The sequence below is a fragment of the Streptomyces sp. TLI_185 genome (assembly GCF_003814765.1).
Classification (GTDB): Bacteria; Actinomycetota; Actinomycetes; order Streptomycetales; family Streptomycetaceae; genus Streptomyces.
This window is the reverse complement of record NZ_RKRB01000001.1, coordinates 8,585,995-8,605,768: the sequence shown is the minus strand read 5'-3', so window position 1 is coordinate 8,605,768 and position 19,774 is coordinate 8,585,995. Positions and strand designations below refer to the sequence as shown.

General features: G+C 70.8%; 20 protein-coding genes and 1 pseudogene. 14 read left to right on the top strand and 7 right to left on the bottom strand.

The features are described from left to right. The first annotated feature begins 14 nt into the window (after positions 1-14). From EDD92_RS39550 to EDD92_RS39535, 4 genes are read left to right on the top strand one after another with little or no spacing between them, the layout of a single operon-like run. Entirely contained in the window at positions 15-1,295 is a 1,281-nt protein-coding gene (locus EDD92_RS39550) for an MFS transporter (protein WP_123968739.1), read from the top strand. A gap of 4 nt (positions 1,296-1,299) precedes the next feature. Continuing rightward, complete coding sequence (locus EDD92_RS39545; protein ID WP_123968738.1) at positions 1,300-1,503, top strand: hypothetical protein; 204 nt, start codon at positions 1,300-1,302, stop codon at positions 1,501-1,503. Beyond that, positions 1,494-2,648, top strand: a complete 1,155-nt coding sequence (locus EDD92_RS39540; protein WP_123968737.1) for an anhydro-N-acetylmuramic acid kinase — start codon at positions 1,494-1,496, stop codon at positions 2,646-2,648. The genes EDD92_RS39545 and EDD92_RS39540 overlap by 10 nt, the downstream gene beginning before the upstream one ends. A gap of 50 nt (positions 2,649-2,698) precedes the next feature. Continuing rightward, the gene (locus tag EDD92_RS39535; RefSeq protein ID WP_123968736.1) at positions 2,699-3,736 is read left to right on the top strand and encodes a DUF2510 domain-containing protein; all 1,038 of its coding nucleotides are present in this window, start codon (positions 2,699-2,701) and stop codon (positions 3,734-3,736) included. Positions 3,737-3,882: 146 nt separating this feature from the next. Here the strand turns inward: EDD92_RS39535 and EDD92_RS39530 are convergent, their stop codons facing one another. Next, complete coding sequence (locus EDD92_RS39530) at positions 3,883-4,497, bottom strand: TetR/AcrR family transcriptional regulator (protein WP_123968735.1); 615 nt, start codon at positions 4,495-4,497, stop codon at positions 3,883-3,885. A 229-nt stretch (positions 4,498-4,726) separates the two neighbouring features. Between EDD92_RS39530 and EDD92_RS39525 the strand changes: the two genes are divergently transcribed. Together EDD92_RS39525 and EDD92_RS39520 are read left to right on the top strand one after the other, a co-directional pair. Further along, positions 4,727-5,539: a phosphatase PAP2 family protein gene (locus EDD92_RS39525; protein WP_123968734.1), complete on the top strand. Its 813-nt coding sequence runs from the start codon at positions 4,727-4,729 to the stop codon at positions 5,537-5,539. Continuing rightward, a complete protein-coding gene (locus EDD92_RS39520; RefSeq protein WP_123968733.1) occupies positions 5,536-6,501 on the top strand; it encodes a hypothetical protein in 966 nt (321 codons plus the stop codon). The genes EDD92_RS39525 and EDD92_RS39520 overlap by 4 nt, the downstream gene beginning before the upstream one ends. Positions 6,502-6,519: 18 nt before the next feature. Here EDD92_RS39520 and EDD92_RS39515 read toward each other — a convergent pair whose 3' ends face one another. From EDD92_RS39515 to EDD92_RS39505, 3 genes are all read right to left on the bottom strand, one after another. Next, positions 6,520-7,350, bottom strand: a complete 831-nt coding sequence (locus EDD92_RS39515; RefSeq protein WP_123968732.1) for a phospholipid scramblase-related protein — start codon at positions 7,348-7,350, stop codon at positions 6,520-6,522. A gap of 77 nt (positions 7,351-7,427) precedes the next feature. Then, positions 7,428-9,485 carry a phosphocholine-specific phospholipase C gene (locus tag EDD92_RS39510; protein ID WP_123968731.1) on the bottom strand — a complete coding sequence of 686 codons (2,058 nt, stop codon included), beginning with the start codon at positions 9,483-9,485 and terminating at the stop codon, positions 7,428-7,430. Positions 9,486-9,788: 303 nt separating this feature from the next. Continuing rightward, positions 9,789-10,019 (bottom strand): isocitrate/isopropylmalate family dehydrogenase, encoded by a 231-nt coding sequence (locus EDD92_RS39505; protein WP_260327080.1) that lies wholly within the window; start codon positions 10,017-10,019, stop codon positions 9,789-9,791. Between the two features lie 84 nt (positions 10,020-10,103). Here EDD92_RS39505 and EDD92_RS39500 point away from each other — a divergent pair, with 84 nt between their 5' ends. Beyond that, positions 10,104-10,328: a hypothetical protein gene (locus tag EDD92_RS39500; RefSeq protein ID WP_030936372.1), complete on the top strand. Its 225-nt coding sequence runs from the start codon at positions 10,104-10,106 to the stop codon at positions 10,326-10,328. 17 nt (positions 10,329-10,345) lie between these two features. On the opposite strand, the gene EDD92_RS39495 is transcribed toward EDD92_RS39500, so the two are convergent. The 3 genes and pseudogenes from EDD92_RS39495 to EDD92_RS50560 form a co-directional block, all read right to left on the bottom strand. Continuing rightward, on the bottom strand, positions 10,346-11,005 hold the full coding sequence (locus tag EDD92_RS39495; RefSeq protein WP_123968730.1) for an ATP-binding protein: 660 nt from the start codon (positions 11,003-11,005) through the stop codon (positions 10,346-10,348). A 137-nt stretch (positions 11,006-11,142) separates the two neighbouring features. Then, positions 11,143-11,226 (bottom strand): annotated as a pseudogene (locus EDD92_RS52535) (hypothetical protein); the annotation flags it as partial. Between the two features lie 11 nt (positions 11,227-11,237). Beyond that, a complete protein-coding gene (locus EDD92_RS50560) occupies positions 11,238-11,513 on the bottom strand; it encodes a hypothetical protein (RefSeq protein ID WP_221268181.1) in 276 nt (91 codons plus the stop codon). A 588-nt stretch (positions 11,514-12,101) separates the two neighbouring features. Between EDD92_RS50560 and EDD92_RS39485 the strand changes: the two genes are divergently transcribed. From EDD92_RS39485 to EDD92_RS39455, 7 genes are all read left to right on the top strand, one after another. Continuing rightward, entirely contained in the window at positions 12,102-14,546 is a 2,445-nt protein-coding gene (locus EDD92_RS39485) for a SpoIIE family protein phosphatase (protein WP_260327370.1), read from the top strand. Positions 14,547-14,827: 281 nt separating this feature from the next. After that, positions 14,828-15,901, top strand: coding sequence for an aromatic ring-hydroxylating dioxygenase subunit alpha (locus EDD92_RS39480; protein WP_185124270.1), 1,074 nt, complete (start codon positions 14,828-14,830; stop codon positions 15,899-15,901). Next, on the top strand, positions 15,898-16,083 hold the full coding sequence (locus tag EDD92_RS39475) for a hypothetical protein (protein ID WP_030936387.1): 186 nt from the start codon (positions 15,898-15,900) through the stop codon (positions 16,081-16,083). Before EDD92_RS39480 ends, EDD92_RS39475 begins: the two co-directional genes overlap by 4 nt. Continuing rightward, positions 16,080-17,015 (top strand): PDR/VanB family oxidoreductase, encoded by a 936-nt coding sequence (locus EDD92_RS39470; RefSeq protein ID WP_123968728.1) that lies wholly within the window; start codon positions 16,080-16,082, stop codon positions 17,013-17,015. Before EDD92_RS39475 ends, EDD92_RS39470 begins: the two co-directional genes overlap by 4 nt. A 245-nt stretch (positions 17,016-17,260) precedes the next feature. Continuing rightward, entirely contained in the window at positions 17,261-18,229 is a 969-nt protein-coding gene (locus EDD92_RS39465; protein WP_123968727.1) for an ABC transporter substrate-binding protein, read from the top strand. After that, on the top strand, positions 18,226-18,999 hold the full coding sequence (locus EDD92_RS39460) for an ABC transporter permease (protein WP_123968726.1): 774 nt from the start codon (positions 18,226-18,228) through the stop codon (positions 18,997-18,999). Before EDD92_RS39465 ends, EDD92_RS39460 begins: the two co-directional genes overlap by 4 nt. Beyond that, positions 18,996-19,772 carry an ABC transporter permease gene (locus tag EDD92_RS39455; RefSeq protein ID WP_123968725.1) on the top strand — a complete coding sequence of 259 codons (777 nt, stop codon included), beginning with the start codon at positions 18,996-18,998 and terminating at the stop codon, positions 19,770-19,772. The genes EDD92_RS39460 and EDD92_RS39455 overlap by 4 nt, the downstream gene beginning before the upstream one ends. The last annotated feature ends 2 nt before the right edge of the window (positions 19,773-19,774 follow it).

The window sequence follows — 19,774 nt, the reverse complement described above, 5'->3', positions numbered from 1 at the left end:
CAAAAGGCGCTGAAATGACGCTGTTTTTCGGACAACGCCGGGCCGTGCCGGACTCGTCTGCGGTACGGGCGCTGGCGGCGGGTTCCGTGGGCAACTTCGTGGAGTGGTACGAGTTCGGGGTCTACGGCTGCTTCGCGACCGTGATCGCGGCACGGTTCTTCACCCCGGAGGGCGGCAGCGAGGCCGAGGCGCTGGTGAGGACGTATGCGTCGTTCGCGCTGGCGTTCTTCTTCCGGCCCGTGGGGGCTGCCTTGTTCGGAAGGCTGGGCGACCGGATCGGCCGGCGTCCGGTGCTGATCCTGGTCATCGTGCTGATGACTGGTGCGACGACCCTGATCGGCGCGCTGCCGACGTATGCGGCCGTCGGGGGGCTCGCACCGTGGCTGCTGACGTTTCTGAGGGCCCTTCAGGGGCTGTCCGCGGGTGGCGAGTTCGGTGGGGCGGTGGCGGTGATGACGGAGTTCGCGCCGCCGGGACGGCGTGGGCTGTACGGGTCGTGGCAGTCGTTCACGGTGGCGCTGGGGCTGTTGGGCGGTGCGGGGGTGGCGGCGCTGTTGGCGACTCTGCTCACCGAGCGGCAGCTGGGCGACTGGGGCTGGAGGGTGCCGTTCCTGCTGACGCTGCCGCTCGGGCTGGCGGCGCTGTGGCTCAGGCTGCGGCTGGAGGAGACGCCCGCGTTCCGGCAGGAGACCGAGGCCGTGAGGCTTCCTCCGGGCGAGGTGGCCGGCGCCATCGCGCTGGGCGCGGCCAGGATCATGGGCTGGGCGGCGGCGGGGTACACCTTCCTGGTCGTCCTGCCGTCGTATCTGCAGAGCACGCTGGGCGCAGGCTTCCAACAGGCGCTGATCGCAACCATGTTGGCCAACCTCGGCTTCGCGGTCACGATCGTCCCGGCAGGTCTGCTCAGCGACCGAGTGGGGCGGCGCGCGGTGATGCTGACGGGCGCGCTGCTCGTGGCGCTCCTGTCCCTGCCACTGCTCAACCTCCTTCAGGACCCGGGAACTTCGAACACCGTGAAGGGTGCGGCGGTGTTCGGGGCGGGTGCGGTGGTCGGGCTGATGGCGGGGCCGGGACCGGCGATGCTCTCGGAACTCTTCCCCACGCACGTGCGCCACACGGGCCTGGGACTCGCCTACGCCCTCTCGAATGCCGTGTTCTCCGGCTGTGCCGGGCTCATCATTACGGAAACCGTCAAGCGGACAGGGAGCGTCGACATCCCCGGGTACTACGCGGCGGCGACGTGCGCGGTGAGCGTCCTCGCCCTGGCCAAGGCACCGAAACGGAAGGCGGGTTGAGCAGATGCGGTGGAGAGGCCTGACGCCGGTGGAGGAGGTGCAGGACGTGCTCGCAGCCACGCTGTCGTCGGGCATCGCCCCGCCGCCGGAAGTCTCCCGACGCGGCATGACGATCCGGCGGGCCCGCGCGGTGAAGGCCCGCACGCCAGGCATCCTCGCCCTGACCACGACACCGCACCGGAAGGCGGGGTGGACCGGATGCGGGTGATCGGCCTGATGTCGGGCACGTCCTACGACGCCATCGACGCGGCGGCGGCCGACCTGAGGCTCGACGGCGACAGCCTCGTACTGGAGCCGCTGGGGATGGTGAGCGAGGCGTACGACGAGGAGCTGCGGGAGGCGCTCGCGGCCGCGCTGCCGCCGGCGGCGACATCGCTTGCGGAGGTGTGCCGGCTCGACACGGGGATCGGGCAGGCCTTCGCGGCGGCGGCCGTGCGGGCGGACCGTGAACTGTGCGGCGGACAGGCCGAGTTGGTGGCCTCGCACGGGCAGACCGGCTACCACTGGACGGACGGCGGCAAGGCGCACGGCACCCTGCAGCTCGGGCAGGCCGCCTGGATCGCGGAGGCGACCGGGCTGCCGGTGGTGGCCGACTTCCGGCCGCGGGACATCGCCGCGGGCGGCCAGGGCGCGCCCCTGGTCGGCCTGGTCGACCTGCTGTGGCTGCGCGGCCGCCCGGGCAGGCCCGTCGCCCTCAACCTCGGCGGCATCGCCAACCTCACCGCCCCCGACGGCACGGCCTTCGACACCGGGCCCGCGTGTGCGCTGATCGACGCGGCGGCCCGGGGGTTCAGCGGCGGGACCATGGCCTACGACGTCGACGGCGCGCTGGCCGCGCGCGGCACCGTCCACGAGCCCCTGCTGCGGCGGCTGCTGGAGGAGCCGTACTACGCGCTGCCCGCGCCCAAGACGACGGGCAAGGAACTGTTCCACCTCGGCTATCTGCGGGACGCGCTGGCCGGGTTCGGGACGCTGCGGGCCGAGGACGTGGTCGCCACGCTGACCATGCTGACGGCGCGGACGGTCGCGGACGCCGTGCTCGCCCTGGGCGCCGGGGAGGTGATCGCCTCGGGTGGCGGGGTCCGCAACCCGGTGCTCATGGGGATGCTGGAGCAGCGGCTGCCGGGGATTTTGTTGCGCGCCTCCGACGAGCTGGGGCTGGCGTCGGACGCGAAGGAGGCGTACGCGTTCGCGGTGCTCGGGTTCCTGACCGCGCACGGTCTGGCGGGCACCGAGCCCGCGAGCACCGGGGCGCGGCATGCGAGCGTGCTCGGTTCGATCACACCCGGCCGGGACGGGCTGCGGCTGCCGCCGTCGGGTGCGCAGGCGCCGAAACGGCTGGTGGTGGCCTGAAGCCGGATTCCTCTCATGCCGCTTTCACCGAGGCCTCATACGGTGGGGGCATGACGCAGGTGACTCCTCCCGGGTGGTATCCCGACCCCGGGCAGACAAGTGAGGCTCCCGCCACCGAGCGCTGGTGGGACGGCAAGGCATGGACGGACCGGACCCGCCCCGCGGGGTCGACCGCCGTATGGGGTCCCCCGGCGCAGACGCCGACGGCCGGGGCGGATCCGGCAGGCGCTGTCCCTCCGGCGGCCCCGGCCTATGCGGGATACCCGGACTATCCGGCCTACCCTGCCCAGCCGTCGGCCGCTCCGCGGCGCGGTCTGCGCACGGGCATCGCCGTCGGGGCGGCTGTGGTCGTCCTCGCGTGCATCGGTGTGGGTGTGTACGCGCTGGCGGGCAACGACGGTTCGGGCGGCACCGTCAACTCGCAACAGGGGCAGGGCGGCACCGGCGGCCAAGGGGGCCCGGGCGGCGGTCAGGGCGGTCCGGGCGGCGGGTCCGGTGGCTCCGGTGGCTCGGGCGGATCCCAGTCGCCCGGCCCCGGCCAGTCCGAGGCTCCGAAGATCGAGAGCGGTTCGGTGTCCGATCCGATCAGCGGGATCACCCTGCCCATCCCGGACGACTGGTACGGCCAGCAGATCGCGGTGGGCGCGTCGATCACGTCCAACGACTCCTACAAATGCCCCGGGGACACCTCCAAGACCTGCACGAAGGGCGGCGCGTACTCGGCGCCGGCCGCGGTCCTCAAGACCGCGGGCAGCACGGCCGAGGAGGTGGCGAAGGCCGACATCAAGGCCAACGCCGAGGAGTCCTACGGCGGCAAGAGCTACGGCTCGATCACCTCGCACAAGGTGGTGGACTCCAGGGCGGTCACCGTGGCCGGGCAGAAGGGCTACCTGGTCCGCTGGCAGGCGGTCACCAGCAAGGGCTCCGACGGCTACGTCGAGTCGCTCGCCTTCCCCTCCCCCGCGAACCCGGCGCAGATCGTCGTGGTCCGCTTCGGCGTGGACGTCGCCGAGAAGCAGTCGGTCATCGACGACATCACCAAGGGCATCAAGGTGTCGACCGGCGGCGGCAACGGCCAGACGGTGTGAACCGCCCCGCACACCGGTCGGCCGGGTGGGGCGCCCCTCCGCTCAAGAGGAGCCCCACCCGGCCGGGGGGTGCGCGCCGCCCCCGTCCCCACGGTGCGGCGCGAGCAGGTCACCGTCCAGTCATCCCACGGACGGCGACCTGATTCTCAGGTGAGGCCCAGTGCCGGCAGCACCGCGGCCTCCACGAAGCGGACCAGGTAGTCGGGGTCGGCGTACTCGCCGTCCACGACGGGCCGGGCGCGTACGACGCCGAACATCTGCGCCGGGATGTACTCCAGCGCCGGATGGCCGGCGGTGACCTCGCCGCGCTCGACCCCGCGCTTGAGCATCTCCTTCAGCGCGGCGATCTCCGGGTCGACGAGCGCCTCCCGCAGCGCCTTGGCGAGGTTGGCGTCCTGGGTGACGGCGTGCCCGAGGGCCTGCAGCAGCTTGGTGTCGTTCTGCGACCAGCGACCCACGGCCCGCGCGGCCTCGCGCAGGTCGTCCGCGAGTGATCCGGTGTCGATGCCCTCGAAGCGGGCTTTGCGGCGGGAGCGCAGGGCGGCCACCACGAACTGGGGCTTCGTCTTCCACTGCCGGTACAGCGTGGACTTGCTGCAGCGCGTGCTGGCGGCGACCCCCTCCATGGTGACGGCTTCGTATCCGCATTCGCGGATCTGCTCCAGGACGGCGTCGAAGAACTCCTGCTCACGCTCACGCGTGATCTTGGAGCGGCGCGAGGCGGCGACCGTCTGCGGTCCGTCCGCGGCCTGCGACGTCATCTGCTCTTCTCCCTCACTCCGAGCGCCGGCTTTATTCGCGCTTTATTCCCGGCTTCCAGTGTGTCGTACCTCAATCGATACGCCAGTGTACCGGAACGGCCGCGTATCGGTACACTCCCGTATCGGAACGCTTTCGTTTCGGCACGCAAGCGTACCGATGAGTTCGGGCTCCGGCCCGGGTCTCACCACGTACCAGCACACGCACCACCGTCAGCGAAGGGGCCGGGGGATGAATGCCCGCACCGAGCCTGCAGAAGGACAGACCGAAGAGACCGGCGTGATGGCGCGGCCTCCGGTCGTCCGTGAGTTCCTGCTCGTCGCAGGGCTCTTCCTCGTCTACAAGTTCGGCCGCCAGCTGGCGACCGGCCACACCGGCGAAGCCCTGCACAACGCGCACCGCGTGTGGGACCTGGAACGGACGCTCCATCTGCCCGGCGAAGGCTCGGTGCAGTCCGCACTGCTGCACAGCGACACGCTGGTGCACCTCGCGAACACCTACTACGCGACCGTCCACTTCCCGGCCACCGCGGCCTTCCTGGTCTGGCTCTATCTGCGGCGCCCCGCGCACTACGTGTGGGCCCGCCGGGTCCTCGCCACGGTCACCTCCGCGGCCCTGGTGCTGCCCTTCCTGTTCCCGCTCGAACCGCCGCGGATGCTGACCGCAACGGGCCTCGTCGACACGGCGCACGTGTACGGGCCGTCGGTCTACGGTCCGCCGTCCTCGGACCACCTCTCCAACCAGTTCGCGGCGATGCCGTCGCTGCACTTCGGCTGGGCGCTGATGGTCGCCATCGGCCTGATCGCGGCCACCCGGTCCCGCTGGCGCTGGCTGTGGCTGCTGCATCCGCTGGTGACGCTGCTGGTCATCGTGGGCACGGCGAACCACTACTGGCTCGACGCGATCGTCGCGACCGCCATGCTCGGTGCCGCCCTGGCACTCGTTCACCGGCCGCACCGCACGCTCACCACGGCCGGGCGCGGCAGCGAGAAGCTCGCCGCACCCGTCGCCGACGACCACGTCCTCGTAGGAGCGGGCCGATGACCGCCACACTCGTCGCCGTCGCCCTCTCGCTGGTCTCCGCCGTCGCGTACGCGGCCGCCGCCGTGGCCCAGGAGCGGCTCGCCTCCCGCAGCTCCGGCACCGGCATGCTGCGGCTGCTGGGCACGGGCGCCTGGTGGGCGTCGGTCGGGCTCAACGCCGGCGCGGCGCTGCTGCACGTCGTGGCCCTCAAGTACGGTCCGCTCACCGTCGTTCAGCCGCTCGGCGCACTCACGCTGGTGGCCGCGGTTCCGATGGGGGCGCGGGCGGCCGGGCGGCGGGTCAGCGCGACCGAGTGGCGGGGCACCGCGCTGACGCTGGCCGGGCTGGCCGCGCTGCTGGTCACCGCGTCCGGGTCGGCGCCCGAGCAGGTGCTGAGCCTGACCGAGGCGCTGGCGGTCGCGGGCACCACGGCCGCGCTGATCGGGCTGCTGTCGCGGCCGGGAGCCCGTCCGGGCCTGCGGCACGCCACGGCGTCGGGGTTCGCCTCGGGTGTCGCGTCGGCACTCACGCAGACCGTGACGGTGGCCGCGACCGACCGGTCGGGCTCCGCACTGAGCCTGCAGGTCGTCCTGGTGGCGGTGCTGGTGGCCGCCTTCGCGGTCGGTGGGCTCCTGCTGTCCCAGACGGCGTACCGGGGCGGGCTCGGCGCCCCCCTCGCCATGGTGACGCTCTCCAACCCCGTGGCAGCCTCGGTGATCGGCCTCACCCTGCTCGGCCAGGGCCTGCGCGGCGGCCCGGAGGGCATCCTGCTCGCCCTCGCGGGTGCGGCACTGGCGTCATGGGGCGTCGTACTGCTGACCCGGGCGACACCCGCTGCGGTCACTCCGGATGCTGCGGTGACAACGGTCGACGAGGAGCACCCCGTGGCCGCGGTCCTGGCCCTGAAGCCGGAAACTGCCACGCCGGAACCGGCTCTGGTGCCCAGGCAGTCCGCCGAGCCGGGGCACCTCACACCACTGTGAACGCCACTTGGAGCAGGGTCAGCCGAGACCTCGCGAGTCCTGCTTGAGCGCCGTGTCAACGGTGAGCGCCGTCGCGACGACGAGGCTCAACAGCGGCTCGGGCAGCTTGTAGTGGATCTGCAGGACGTAGTTGTCCGCGGTGGTGAACATCGTCTTGGCAAGGCCTTCCCAGGTCTTGGTGATCCGGGCGACCTCGTTGTCGGAGTGGTCGACGATCGCGAAGTTCCAGGCCCGCCAGTTCTCCGCCTTGATCGCACCGACCTGCCGGCCGTCCGCGTTCATCGCGAAGTTGATCTTCCCGATCATGTTCTGCTGGACGATCTCACCGACCGGCGAACCGTCCGGACGGGACACCAGCACCTTGGACTTGAAGACCTTCGCGGGCCGGGTCAGCACCAACTGCGGCTGACCGTAGGCGTCACGTATCTCCAGCCGGTGGGTCATGAACTGGTCGAGGCTGGAGACGAAGCGCGCCACCTTCTTCAGCGTGCTCTGCCCGACCTCCATCACCGAGCCGATCTCGGTGCCGTTCTGATCCATGACCTTGTACTCGTTGGTCAGCTCGATCAGCTTGGCCTTCTGGTTGACCACCAGGACCGGCTCGGTGAACAGGCTGCCGCCGCCGGGGCCGCCGGCGGCGACCCCGGCCTGCTGCTGCACCTGACGCTGCACACGCGGGTCCGGCCCGGCGGCCTGCTGCGGTACCTGCTGGGCAGCCTGGGCCTGTTGGGCGCCCTGGTCCGGGCTGGTGTGCTGGGTCCACTGGGCGCCGTCCCAGTAGCGGAGGGTCTGGGGCGCTCCGTGCGGATCCGGGTACCAGCCTGCAGGAGTGTTCGAATGCGTGGTCACCGGGGCACACTACCCCGGGCCCACCGGCTCCTGGCCAGTCCCCCGCGATCCGCTGTCACCAGCCTTTACCCGACAGTTCAGCCGGTGATGATCGCCGGGTCGCTCACCCCCGGGCGCCCGTTCTCGACATGTCCGGCGAACCGCCGCAGGAACGTCGCGTCCGCCTCGGACGTGACGGCGAGGTCGTACCAGCGTCGGCTCGCCGCAAGGTCGACGGTGTGCCTCACCGTGGCTCCGGGCCGCACCGTGAAGGTCCGGGGCTTGCAGCCGTATCCACCCGTCAGCTTCAGACGGACCGTGCCGGCGCCCTTGTTGGTGAAGGTCAGCTCGATGTCGTCGCCGCTGTGGCGGGCGGTGATCTCGGGCCCCGCGGTCTTGTTCGGCCCCTTGAAGACCCGCAGGAAACCGTTCGGGCCGTGCACGGTCAGGTCGTACGAGCCCTTCGAGTACGCCGAGTTCCAGGCGTCCGAGACGGTCTTGCCGGCCTCGGTGGTGTAACTCCACGGGCCGTCCGTGCGGTTGCCGGAGGTCACCAGGAAGGCGGCGCCCGCCTTGGCTCCCGAGGCGAAGTTCAGCGTGAACTTCCCTGCGGCCGTGTCCACCGAACCGTCCACATACGGGGCGTACTTGAGGGGACGCGCCGGGCGCAGGCCGCGCTCCTGCTTGGGCAGGACCGGGTGGGCGGGCGGGGTCGGCACATAGTCGGGGTGGCGGTTGTGGTCCGGCGGCTGGTAGCCGTCGGTGCCCGGCAGGGCGACCGGCTTGGTGTCGGTGCGGGAGAAGTCGAACGCGGAGGTCAGGTCGCCGCAGATCGCCCGACGCCAGGGCGAGACGTTCGGCTCGTGGACACCGAAGCGGCGCTCCATGAACCGGATGATCGAGGTGTGGTCCATCGTCTCGGAGCAGACGTAACCGCCCTTGCTCCAGGGCGAGACGACGATCATCGGCACGCGCTGGCCGAGCCCGTAGGGGCCTGCGGGGTGGCTGCTGTCGCCCTTGAACAGGTCGAGGGCGGGGTCCACCGTGGACTTGCCCTGCGCCGCGGAGCCCGGTGCGAACGGCGGGACCAGGTGGTCGAAGAAGCCGTCGTTCTCGTCGTACGTGATGAACAGGGCCGTCTTCGCCCACACCTCGGGCGAGGAGGTGAGCGCGTCGAGGACCTGGGCGACGTACCAGGCGCCGTAGTTGGCGGGCCAGTTGGGGTGCTCGGTGAAGGCCTCGGGGGCGACGATCCAGGAGATCTGCGGCAGCTTGCCGCCCTTCACATCGGCCTTCAGCTGGTCGAAGAAGCCCTCGCCCTTGCGGGCGTCGGTGCCGGTGCGGGCCTTGTCGTAGAGCGGGTCGCCGGGCTTGGCAGTCCGGTACTGGTTGAAGTACAGCAGCGAGTTGTCGCCGTAGTTGCCGCGGTAGGCGTCCTGGATCCAGCCCCAGGAACCGTTTGCGTCGAGGCCGTCGCCGACGTCCTGGTAGATCTTCCAGGAGACGCCGGCCTTCTCCAGGCGCTCGGGGTAGGTGGTCCAGCTGTAGCCGGCCTCGTCGTTGCCGAGGACCGGGCCGCCGCCCTGGCCGTCGTTGCCCGTGTAGCCGGTCCACATGTAGTAGCGGTTCGGGTCGGTCGAGCCGATGAACGAGCAGTGGTACGCGTCGCAGATGGTGAAGGAGTCGGCGAGCGCGTAGTGGAACGGGATGTCGTCGCGGGTCAGGTACGCCATCGTCGTGGACCCCTTGGAGGGAACCCACTTGTCGTACTTGCCCCCGTTGAAGGCGGCATGTCCGTCGTTCCAGCCGTGCGGGAGGTCCTGGATGAAGGCCAGGCCCAGGTCGTCGGCGTCCGGGTGGAAGGGCAGGATGTCCTTGCCGCTCGCGTCCGCCTGGTACCAGACCGGCTTCCCGTCCTGCCGGGTCACCACCGGACGCGGGTCGCCGAAGCCGCGAACGCCTCTGAGCGAGCCGAAGTAGTGGTCGAAGGAACGGTTCTCCTGCATCAGGACGACGATGTGCTCGACGTCCTCGATGGATCCCGTGCGGTGGTTCGCGGGCAGCGCGGCGGCGCGCTGGATGCTGTTGGACAGGGCGGTGAAGGCGGTGGTCGCGCCCGCGAGTTGCAGGAATCGGCGCCGGTTGACTTCGGGCATGGGTGAGTGCCTCTCATCCTGGTACGGACGGCCGGAACATGACGGATTGTGCGCGGTGCGAGTGTTCCAAGAGCACCAAACGTCAGGGAAGGGTCCGGTGGCGCCAATGTGAAAGTCGTCGGTACGCGAGGTGTGCCGCGACGGCCGCGTCTGCCGGCCGGTTGGTCGGGCGGGCGGGGGGAGAGGGGCCGTCGGCGGCAACTCAGCGGCAGGCAGTGCCACTTGGTTGCGGAAGGGCGAGGCGATGCTCGGTGAGCTCGTCGGGCCCGGCGGCGGCCGCAGAGCTGTCGCGTGCCCTCGCGATCAGGCGGTCAGGGCGTCGATCAGGGCCTTGGTCACGTCCTCGGTGGCAGCTGTGCCGCCGACGTCGCGGGGCAGGATGCCCGCGGCCGTCGTCGCCTCGATCGCCTGGTTGAGGCGGGCCGTCTGCTCCGGCAGGCCGCAGTACTCCAGCATCAGGGCCGTGCTGCCCACCTCGCCGATCGGGTCGGTGAGGCCCGGAAACAATCGATGCCCTGCATGAGCGCGGCCCATGCGTCCCAGCCCGGGCGGCGAGGCGTTTCACCGGTCGAAAGTCCCCCTGATCTCGCCTGACCGCACCTTCCTTACACTCACGGGATGAACAACTACACGTGCACCCACTGCGGCACCGTGGGTCTGGCGCCGGGCTTCATCGAGGACGGCGGCGAGCACTCGCGCGGGTACGCGCGCTGGATCGAGGGCGCGTTGGAGCGGGGGATCTTCGGGGGTGCCAAGCGGATGGGGCGGCCCCGCCGGCAGATAGAGGCGTACCGCTGCCCCAAGTGCGGACACCTCGAACTGTTCGCCGCCGCCGAGGTGTAGCGGGCATCGCTCGGTTCCTATGGACCCGCGTCCTCGCCCAGCCGTGAACTTCCGGTACTGCGCCGGTCGTCGACCTGAAGGTCAAGGTCCGGCCACATTGTTGCCAGACGCCTGAGCTCGTCCCCCGTCGACACCTCCACGGGACGCAACAGGGCGTCCGGCCCGAAGTGGACGAGTGTGCCGGTGGTGCCGTCGGCCTCGACAGGCTCCAGGTCGGTGACCGGGATGCCGCGCTCATAGCGTTGGGTCCAGGCACCGTTGAGACGGCGGTTGGTGTGGACGAGCCATTCACTCAGCGCGGCAACCACGGACATGCCCCGACGCGGATGGCCGTCCGGAAGCCGTTCCGCGTCCGGGGAGTCGAAGAACCGGAGATCCTTCGACGCCATGACGGGCTTCTTGACGGACCGACCGTGCTCGTCCGCCCGGGTATCGGTGCCCCGCCCGTCGTCCGCCACGGACAAGGACCCGTCCGGACAAAGGGTGACGAGGCAGCGTCCGCCGCCCCTGCTGGATGCTTCGTCGGCGGCGTACGCAAGCACCTCGAGGAGAAGATGCCACGCGCCGCCCGGCGCGAACTCCTCCGCAGCTTGTCGAATGGATGCCAGATGGTCCAGATCGACGGTGCTGGACCAGTCGTGCGTGGTGTTGACCCAGGGACCCCTAGAGACCTGCATCGGGCAAGTATCCAGGGTCCGGGGTGTCCGTGGATGTGGGGAGCGTCCGGGCGGTGCTCCTTGTCGCGCGTCGAGTCTCGTTGTCGCCAGGCGCCCGGGGGTTCGCCGTGGTGGCGGCGGAAGGCGGCTGCGAACGCGTAGGGCGAGCTGTAGCCGACGCTGCGGGCGATGGCCGGCATGCCGAGTTCGCCGGTGCGGAGGTGCTCGCGTGCGAGGGCCATGCGCCAGTCGGTCAGGTACTGCATGGGGGCTGGCCGAGTGCCGCCAGGAAGGTGCGTGCGAAGGCGGCTCTGGACAGGCCGCTGATCGCGGCGAGTTCGGGAACGGACCAGGGGTGGCCGACGTCCTCGCGCATCGCCTGGCGCGCCGCGCTCAGCCGGGGGCCGGCCGGGGCCCGATGCCAGCGAGGTGCGTTCGGGCTGCGGCGGAAGTCGCTGCGGATGGCGAGTACGAGGAGGACGTCGAGGAGCCGGTCGAGCACAGTGGGCCGGCCAGGTTCGGGGGGCAAGCTCGTGGGAGAGCAGGGCGATCACATCCCTGAGCGGGTCGCCGACGGCCACCTGCAGGGTCAGGACCTGCGGCAGCGCTTCGAGCAACCCGCTGGCTGCCCCCGTAGAGCGTCCGGCCGAGCGGGCCCGCGCCGGGCATGGGTCGCACGGGGAGTTCCTCGCCGCCTGCGCCCCTGGTCCCCCGTGGAGGCCGCGGCGGTTCTTGTTGCGCTGGATGGGCGACGGCGCTGCGGCCCGGCCACCGTCGTGGCGGGCGGCCGGGCGGGCTGGACTCGTCAAGCGGCGCGCCGCCCGCTCGCGATCGCGCCGGCCAGGTGTCGCGCACGACACCTCGGAGGTGCTTCCGAGACGCCCCGACCCCGACCAGTGCCCCCGTGACGTACGGCATGGAGGCGGGCTCACTTCGGGGCGTCGCGACTGCTGTCGAGCGGGGGCGCGAAGGCCCGAGCCCCGTTCACTCCGGCACCTGGCAGCCCGAACGCATCGGTGGGAGCGCCGTGGAGCGGGGGTCGATCTAGGCTGGAAGCAGCCGCTGGAAACCAGCCCTGACGGGCACGGCTGTCCGGACGGAGGCGTGGCGCGTGGAGATGGCCGACAAGCAGGACGCACCCACTGCCGTTGCCGTAGTGGACGCGGACGGCATGGTGAGCGGCTGGAGCGAGGGGGGCCGGCTGCTGCTGGGCTGGACGGCCGAGGACACCGTCGGCCGCCCTGTGACCGACCTGCTGGTCGGTCCCCCGCCACCCGGCTTCCCCGAGGGCTACGGCGCCGGCCCCGACACCACGGGGTTCATCTCCCTGCGCCACCGGGACGGTTCCACGGTGGACGCCGTGGTGGCGGCCCACCCGTTGGCCGGCCCTGGAGGGCGGCTGCTGGGTCACGCGGTGACCGTCCAGCGCTGGGGACGCCGCCCGGTGATCGCCGACCGGGCCTTCGAGCAGTGCCCGTTCGCTCTGGGCGTCTACGACCCCGATCTGCGGTTCCTGTGGATCAACGCCTCCTCCGGCCGGGTGATCGCGCACTCCGAGGAGCAGGTGCTCGGCAGGAAGTACCGCGAGGTGCTCCCCGAATTCGACCGCACGCTGTTTCCCGAAAGGGACGACAAGCCCTACACCGACGCGCTGGCCGAAGTGGCGAGGACGGGCGAGCCCACGCGTCTCATCACCGTCTTCCGCCCGCTCGGCAGCAACTACGCCAACGCCTGGGCCACCAGCATCTGGCCCGTCCGGGATGCCGAGGGCAGGGTCCGCGCGATCGCCAACTGGGGATTCGACATGAGCGCCGAGTACTGGGCTCGGCAACGCCTGCTCCTCCTCAACAAGGCCAGCGGCGGCATCGGCCGGACACTCGACGTGATCGGCACCGCCCATGAACTGGCCGGGATCCCGGTGCCGGGATTCGCCGACCTCGTCAGCGTGGATCTCTTCGACGAGGTGCTGCGCGGAGAGGAACCGCCCTCCGTGTCCGCCTTCGCCCCCGGCGAGGCCATCGCGCTCAGCCGTGCCGCCCAGCACGACGCGAAGGAGGACACCGACCGGACTCCCGGGCCCACGACGCCGGTCAGCCACACTCCCGGTTCCGTCGCCGCCCGCTGCATGACCACCGGCAGGTCCACGGTCGAGCTCGCCGCCGAGCCCGGCCAGGGCGGCGAGTGGGCCTTCGGGCCGGGGCTCGCCTCCGACCCGGCCCACTGGCCGCCGGGCAACCCGGTGATCGACGAGTCCCTTGCCGCGGACGGGCTGACCGGCCGGATCACCGTGCCGCTCCGGGCGCGCGGCGCACTGCTCGGCGTCGTCACCTTCTCCCGTCTCGACCGGCCCGAGGCCTTCACCGCCGACGACCTGATCCTCGCCGAAGAGCTGACCGCCAAGGCCGCCGTCGCCATCGACAACGCCCGCAGGTACTCGCGCGAGCGCACGACCGCGCTGACCCTGCAACGCAGCCTGCTGCCGCAGGGGCTGCCGAACCAGGAGGCGGTCGAGGTCGCAACCCGCTACCTGCCCGCCGGGACCGGCGCGGAAGTGGGCGGTGACTGGTTCGACGTCATTCCGCTGTCCGGGGCCCGGGTCGCCCTGGTCGTCGGCGACGTCGTCGGTCACGGGCTGCACGCCTCGGCCAGCATGGGCCGGCTGCGTACCGCGGTCCGCACCCTCGCCGACGTGGACCTGCCGCCGGACGAACTGCTGACCCACCTGGACGACCTTGTCCTTCATCTCGCCAGCGACCTCCAGCCCACCGGCCATTTCCAGCCGACCGGCGAGACCGGGGCAACCTGCCTGTACACCGTCTACGACCCCGTCTCCCGGCGCTTCACGCTGGCGAGCGCCGGTCATCCCCTGCCGTTGATCATCTCCCCGGACGGCACCGGGACCCCGGTACCCGCCCACCCGGGACCGCCGCTCGGCATCGGCGGGCTGCCTTTCGAAGCCACCGAGCTCGAGCTGCCCGAGGGCAGCCTGCTCGCCCTCTACACCGACGGACTGCTGGAAAGCCGCGAGCGCGACGTCGATTCGGGGGTCGTCGAACTGCGGCAGGTCCTGAACCACTCGGCCACCTCGCTGGAGGCCCTGTGTGACACGGTGATCGACGCCATGCTCCCTGATCGCCGCACAGACGACGCCGCCCTCCTGCTCGCTCGCACGCACGCGCTGGATCCCCACCACGTCGCCGACTGGGACGTCGAGCCCGACCCCGCGCAGGTGCCGCGCGCCAGGAAGTTCGCCGTCGACCAGGTGGACGCCTGGGGCCTGGAGGAGGCGTCATTCGTCACCGAGCTGGTCGTCAGCGAACTGGTCACCAACGCCATCCGATACGGCGAGCCGCCGATCAAACTGCGGCTGATTCGCGACACTTCCCTGATCTGCGAGGTCTCCGACGCCAGCAACACCGCCCCGCACCTGCGCCGGGCCCGCGCCTTCGACGAGGGCGGCCGGGGCCTGCTCCTCGTCGCCCAGCTCACCGAGGGGTGGGGCACCCGGCACACGACCAACGGCAAGACGATCTGGTGCGCGCAGAACCTCCCCCAGCCCTGAGGGCGCCGTAGCTCGCATCGGAGTCGGTGCTTCGCTCCAGCCAGTCCGAAGTGCAGATGAGGGCACCCGGCAGCCGCCTCACGAGTGATCCACCCGGCGGCGCGACCGCGCAGCCCCCGCCCGTGCTGAGCACGACGCGCGACAAGGCCCTGACCAGTTCTTTCGCAGAGACGCTTCCGCCTGGCAGAAGCCGTCTTGCGCGCCCACCGCAGCCGTCAGGACGCTGAGTGCAACCACGGCACGCGGGGCGACGGCGCCCCGCCGACAGGGACGGGAACCCCATGCCTCACATGACCGCCTTCGCCAGGAACCAGTGGTACGTCGCCGCCTACAGCCACGAGGTCGGGCGCGAGGAGTTGCTCGGCCGGACCATCCTCGGTGAACCGCTCGTGTTCTACCGGACGGAGGAGGACGGGACTCCGGTCGCGCTCGCCGACCGTTGTGTGCACCGCCGCTTCCCGCTGCACGAGAAGCCCAGCCGGCTGGACGGTGACAAACTCGTGTGCGGCTACCACGGGTTCACGTACGACACGACGGGTACCTGCGTGTACGTGCCCGGTCAGAAGCGCGTCCCGCGCACCGCCCGGGTCGCCTCCTACCCGGTGGTCGAGCTGGATTCCCTGGTGTGGGTGTGGATCGGCGACCCGGCCCTAGCCGATGCGCAGACCATCCCCCGGGCCCGGCACCTGGACGCGCCCGGCTGGGTCACCGTCCGCGGCATGGAGCCCATCGACGCCGACTACGGACTGCTCGTCGACAACCTCCTCGACCTCTCCCACGAGACGTATCTGCACGGCGGTTACATCGGCACCCCCGAGGTCGCCGAGACACCGATCACCACCGAGGTCGACGAGGGCGCGGGCATCGTGCGGGTGAGCCGGCACATGGACGACGCCGAGTGCCCGCCGTTCTACGCCAACTCCACCGGCATCCAGGGCCGGATCACACGCTGGCAGGACATCGAGTACCACGCGCCCTGTCTGTATCTGCTGCACAGCCGGATCGCGCCGGTGGGCGTGCTGCCCGAGGCCGACGGCAGCGACCCGAACGGCTTCCACACCGAGATCACCTACGCGATCACGCCGTCGACGGACGGCAAGGTGTACGACTTCTGGGCCGTCTCGCGCGACTGGGCGACGGAGAGCACAGAGGTCACCGAGTTCATGCGGAGCAACAACCACACCGTGGTCATGCAGGACGTGGTCGCGCTCAACCTGCTGCACAAGACGCTCGGCACGGAGCGGACCGGGTACCAGGAACTCAGCATCAACATCGACACCGGCGGCCTCGCCGCCCGCCGTATCCTCGCCCGGCTGGTCGAGGAGGGCGACAAGCCCGTGGAGAAGGTCCTGTGAGCAGCTCCACCGGCGAGATCTACCGCATCGACTGGCTGCCGGGCACCGACATCCTGCACGGCACCTGTCACTGCGGCGCCGAGCACAGCGCCCAGGATCCGATCGAGATGTGGGAGTGGATGCTCGGCCACCCCGAAGGACACCAGCCGCGAGGGCACGAGCCGCAAGGAAACAGCTCATGACCGTGTACGAAGCCGAACTCGTCGTCGACCGCCGGGAGTTCGCGGCCGACGGCGTACTCGCCCTCACCCTGCGCCATCCGCTCGGCGAGGACCTGCCGGCCTGGGAGCCGGGCGCCCATGTCGACGTCGTGCTCGGGCCGGAGCTGGAGCGGCAGTACTCGCTGTGCGGGGATCCCGCGGACCGTTCGGTGTGGCGGATCGCGGTGCTGCGGGAGCCTGACGGGCGCGGTGGATCCGCCCATGTGCACGAGCAGGTGGGGCAGGGCGACAAGGTGCGCGTGCGCGGGCCGCGCAACCACTTCCGGCTGGAGAGTGCGCCGCGCTACCGGTTCGTCGCGGGCGGCATCGGCATCACCCCGATCCTCCCGATGCTGGCGGCCGCGGAGGTCGCGGGCGCCGAGTGGACACTGCTGTACGGCGGCCGCACCCGCAACTCCATTGCGTTCACCGAGGAGTTGGGACGGTACGGGGACCGGGTCCGCGTCTGCCCGCAGGACGAGACCGGGCTCCTCGACCTCGGCTCGGTGCTCGACGACCTGCCCGAAGGCACGCTCGTGTACTGCTGTGGTCCCGGGCCGCTGCTGGATGCGGTCGAGGAGCGGTGCCCGGCCGAGCGGCTGCGGGTCGAGCGGTTCTCGCCCAAGGCCCAGGAGGACGGCGAGAACAGCGAGTTCGAGGTCGAGCTGGCGCAGAGCGGCCGTACCGTCACGGTCGCGCCGGACGTGTCCGTGCTGGATGCCGTCCGTGCGGCCGGCGTGGAGGTGCTGTTCTCCTGTACGGAGGGCACCTGCGGCACCTGCGAGACCGACATCCTCGACGGCACCCCGGACCACCGGGACTCGGTGCTCAGCGCCGAGGAACAGCAGAGCGGGGAGACGATGATGATCTGTGTGTCCCGCTGCCGTGGGAAGAAGCTCGTGCTGGACCTGTGACTCCGAGGCCGGCCCGCTCCTGGTCGACGATGGCGCCCCCTGACGCAGCACCCGTCAGGGGGCTCAGCTGCGTACGGGCGAGCCGGAAAAAGTGTCAACAATGTTGTCGGCGAACCCATTGACCGCACCCGTTGCGGCTTCTACCTTCCCGCTCAGCAAGTCCGCGCACTACTGTGCGCCTTGCGCACGACCTGTCGGAACACCGATGCACCGCGAACTGCACCGTTCTCTGTACAGGAGGAGCCATGCGCCGTCTGTTCGCCGGTCTCACCGCCGGCGCCTTCCTGCTCGTCTCGACGGCCTGCGGTTCGTCCGGCGGGAGTTCGTCGAAAGCGGGTGAGTCGTCCGGGGGCATCACCACCGTCAAGGTGGGGCTCATCCCGATCGTCGATGTCGCACCCCTCTACCTCGGCGAGAAGAAGGGCTTCTACGAGAAGCAGGGCCTGAAGCTGTCGCCGACGCTCGCCGCGGGCGGAGCCGCCATCGTGCCGGGCGTGGCCTCCGGCCAGTACCAGTTCGGCTTCTCCAACGTGTTCTCGCTCATGGTCGCCCAGTCCAACAACGTGCCCGTGAAGGCGATCTCCAACGGAGTCGCCTCAACCGGCTCACAGGGGCAGGACTTCGGGGCGGCCCTGGTGAAGAAGGACAGCTCCGTCAAGACCGCGAAGGACCTCGAGGGCAAGAAGGTCGCCGTCAACACCCTCAAGAACATCGTCGAGTTGTCCATGCGCGCATCAGTGAAGAAGGCGGGTGGCGACCCCGACAAGGTGAGCTACGTCGAGATCCCCTTCGACCAGATGCCCGCGGCGCTCGACAAGGGCCAGGTGGACGCCGCCATGGCCGTCGAGCCCGCGCTCACCACCATCAAGGACCAGGGCGGCCGCGAGATCGCCTCGCCGCTGGTCGACGTGGCCCCCGACCTCACCGTCGCGATGTACTTCACGTCGACGCGGTACGCGCAGCAGAACCCGGACGTGGTGAAGAAGTTCCGGACGGCCACCGCCGAGTCCCTCGCCTACGCGAACGCCCACCCGGACGAGGTCCGCCAGATCGTCACCACGTACACCAAGGTCCCCGCCTCGGTGCTGGCCAAGGTGACCCTGCCCAAGTGGCCGGCCGAGGCGAACCGTGCCTCGATCGAGGCGCAGGAGAAACTGGGCCAGGAGTTCGGCTTCTTCAAGAAGACTCCCGACCTGGACACGCTGCTGCCATGAGGGGCGCGAACGCAGCACTCGGCGCGGCCGGGCTCACGGCCTTCCTCGCCCTGGGCGAGGCGGCGCCGCGGCTCGGCCTCGTCAAGGAGGCCTACTTCCCGCCCACCAGCCGTATCGCCTCCGCGCTGTGGGACGAGGTCACCGAGGGCGCGTTCTGGTCGGCGCTCGGCGACACCCTCACCGGCTGGGCGATCGGCCTCGCGATAGCGGTCGGCGCGGGCGTCGTCGTCGGCGTGGTCATCTCGATCGTGCCGTATCTGCGCGAGGCGACGGCCTCGACGATCGAGTTCCTGCGCCCGATCCCCTCGGTCGCCCTGATCCCCCTGGCGGTGCTGTTGTACGGCGCCGAACTCAAGTCGGTGCTGCTGCTCGTCGTGTACGCGTCCTTCTGGCAGGTGCTGATCCAGACCCTGTACGGCGTCCAGGACGTCGACCCGGTCGCCGAGGAGACGGCACGCTCGTACGGCCTGGGCACCTGGGCTCGGGTGCGCCATGTGCTGTGGCCGAGCGCGCTGCCGTACGTCATGACGGGCGTGCGGCTCGCCGCGGCGGTGGCGCTGATCCTCGCCGTCACCGCCGAACTCGTCATCGGCGCACCGGGGTTGGGCCGGCAGATCGCGGTCGCGCAGGCCTCGCAGGCGGTGCCCGACCTGTACGCGCTGATCGTGGTCGCCGGGCTGCTGGGACTGCTGATCAACGTCGGTGCGCGCACGGTGGAGCGGAGGGCGCTGGCCTGGCACCAGTCGGTGCGCGGGGAGGTGGCGGTGTGAGGCGCGCAGTCCTCCGGCTCTTCTTCGTGCTCGCCCTGCCCGTGGTGCTGGTGGCCGTCTGGTGGGCCGCGTCGGACGGCAGCACCGACCCGTTCTGGCCTCCCCTGCGCACGATCTTCCAGACCTTCCCGGACGTCTGGACCGCCGACCGGCTGCGCTCGGACGTCCTGCCGAGCATCGTGCGACTGGCAGCCGGTTGTGCCACGGCGGCCGTCGTCGGCATCGCACTCGGCACGGTCATCGGCTCCTACCGGCGGGTGCGGGCGGTCTGCGAGCCGGTCCTGGAGTTCCTGCGCGCGGTGCCACCCCCGGTCCTCATCCCCGTCATCATGCTGTTCGCGGGCATCGGCGACACGATGAAGATCGTGGTCATCGCCGGCGGCTGCGTCTGGCCGATCCTGCTCAACACGGTGGAGGGCGTGCGCGCGGTCGACCCGGTGATGCTGGAAACGGCCCGCTCCTACGGCATCACGGGCCTTGCCCGGCTGCGCAGCCTGGTCCTGCGCTCGGCGAGCCCGCAGATCTTCGCGGGCCTGCGCCAGGCGCTGTCCATCGGCATCATCCTGATGGTCATCAGCGAGATGTTCGCGGCCAGCAACGGCATCGGTTTCACCGTCGTCCAGTTCCAGCGCAGCTTCGCGATTCCCGACATGTGGACCGGGATCCTCGTCCTCGGCCTGCTCGGCTTCCTGCTGTCCGTGGTCTTCCAGGCCGTCGAGCGCAGAGTGCTCGCCTGGTACCACGGCCTGCGCGCATCCACCCGGCGGTCCTGACA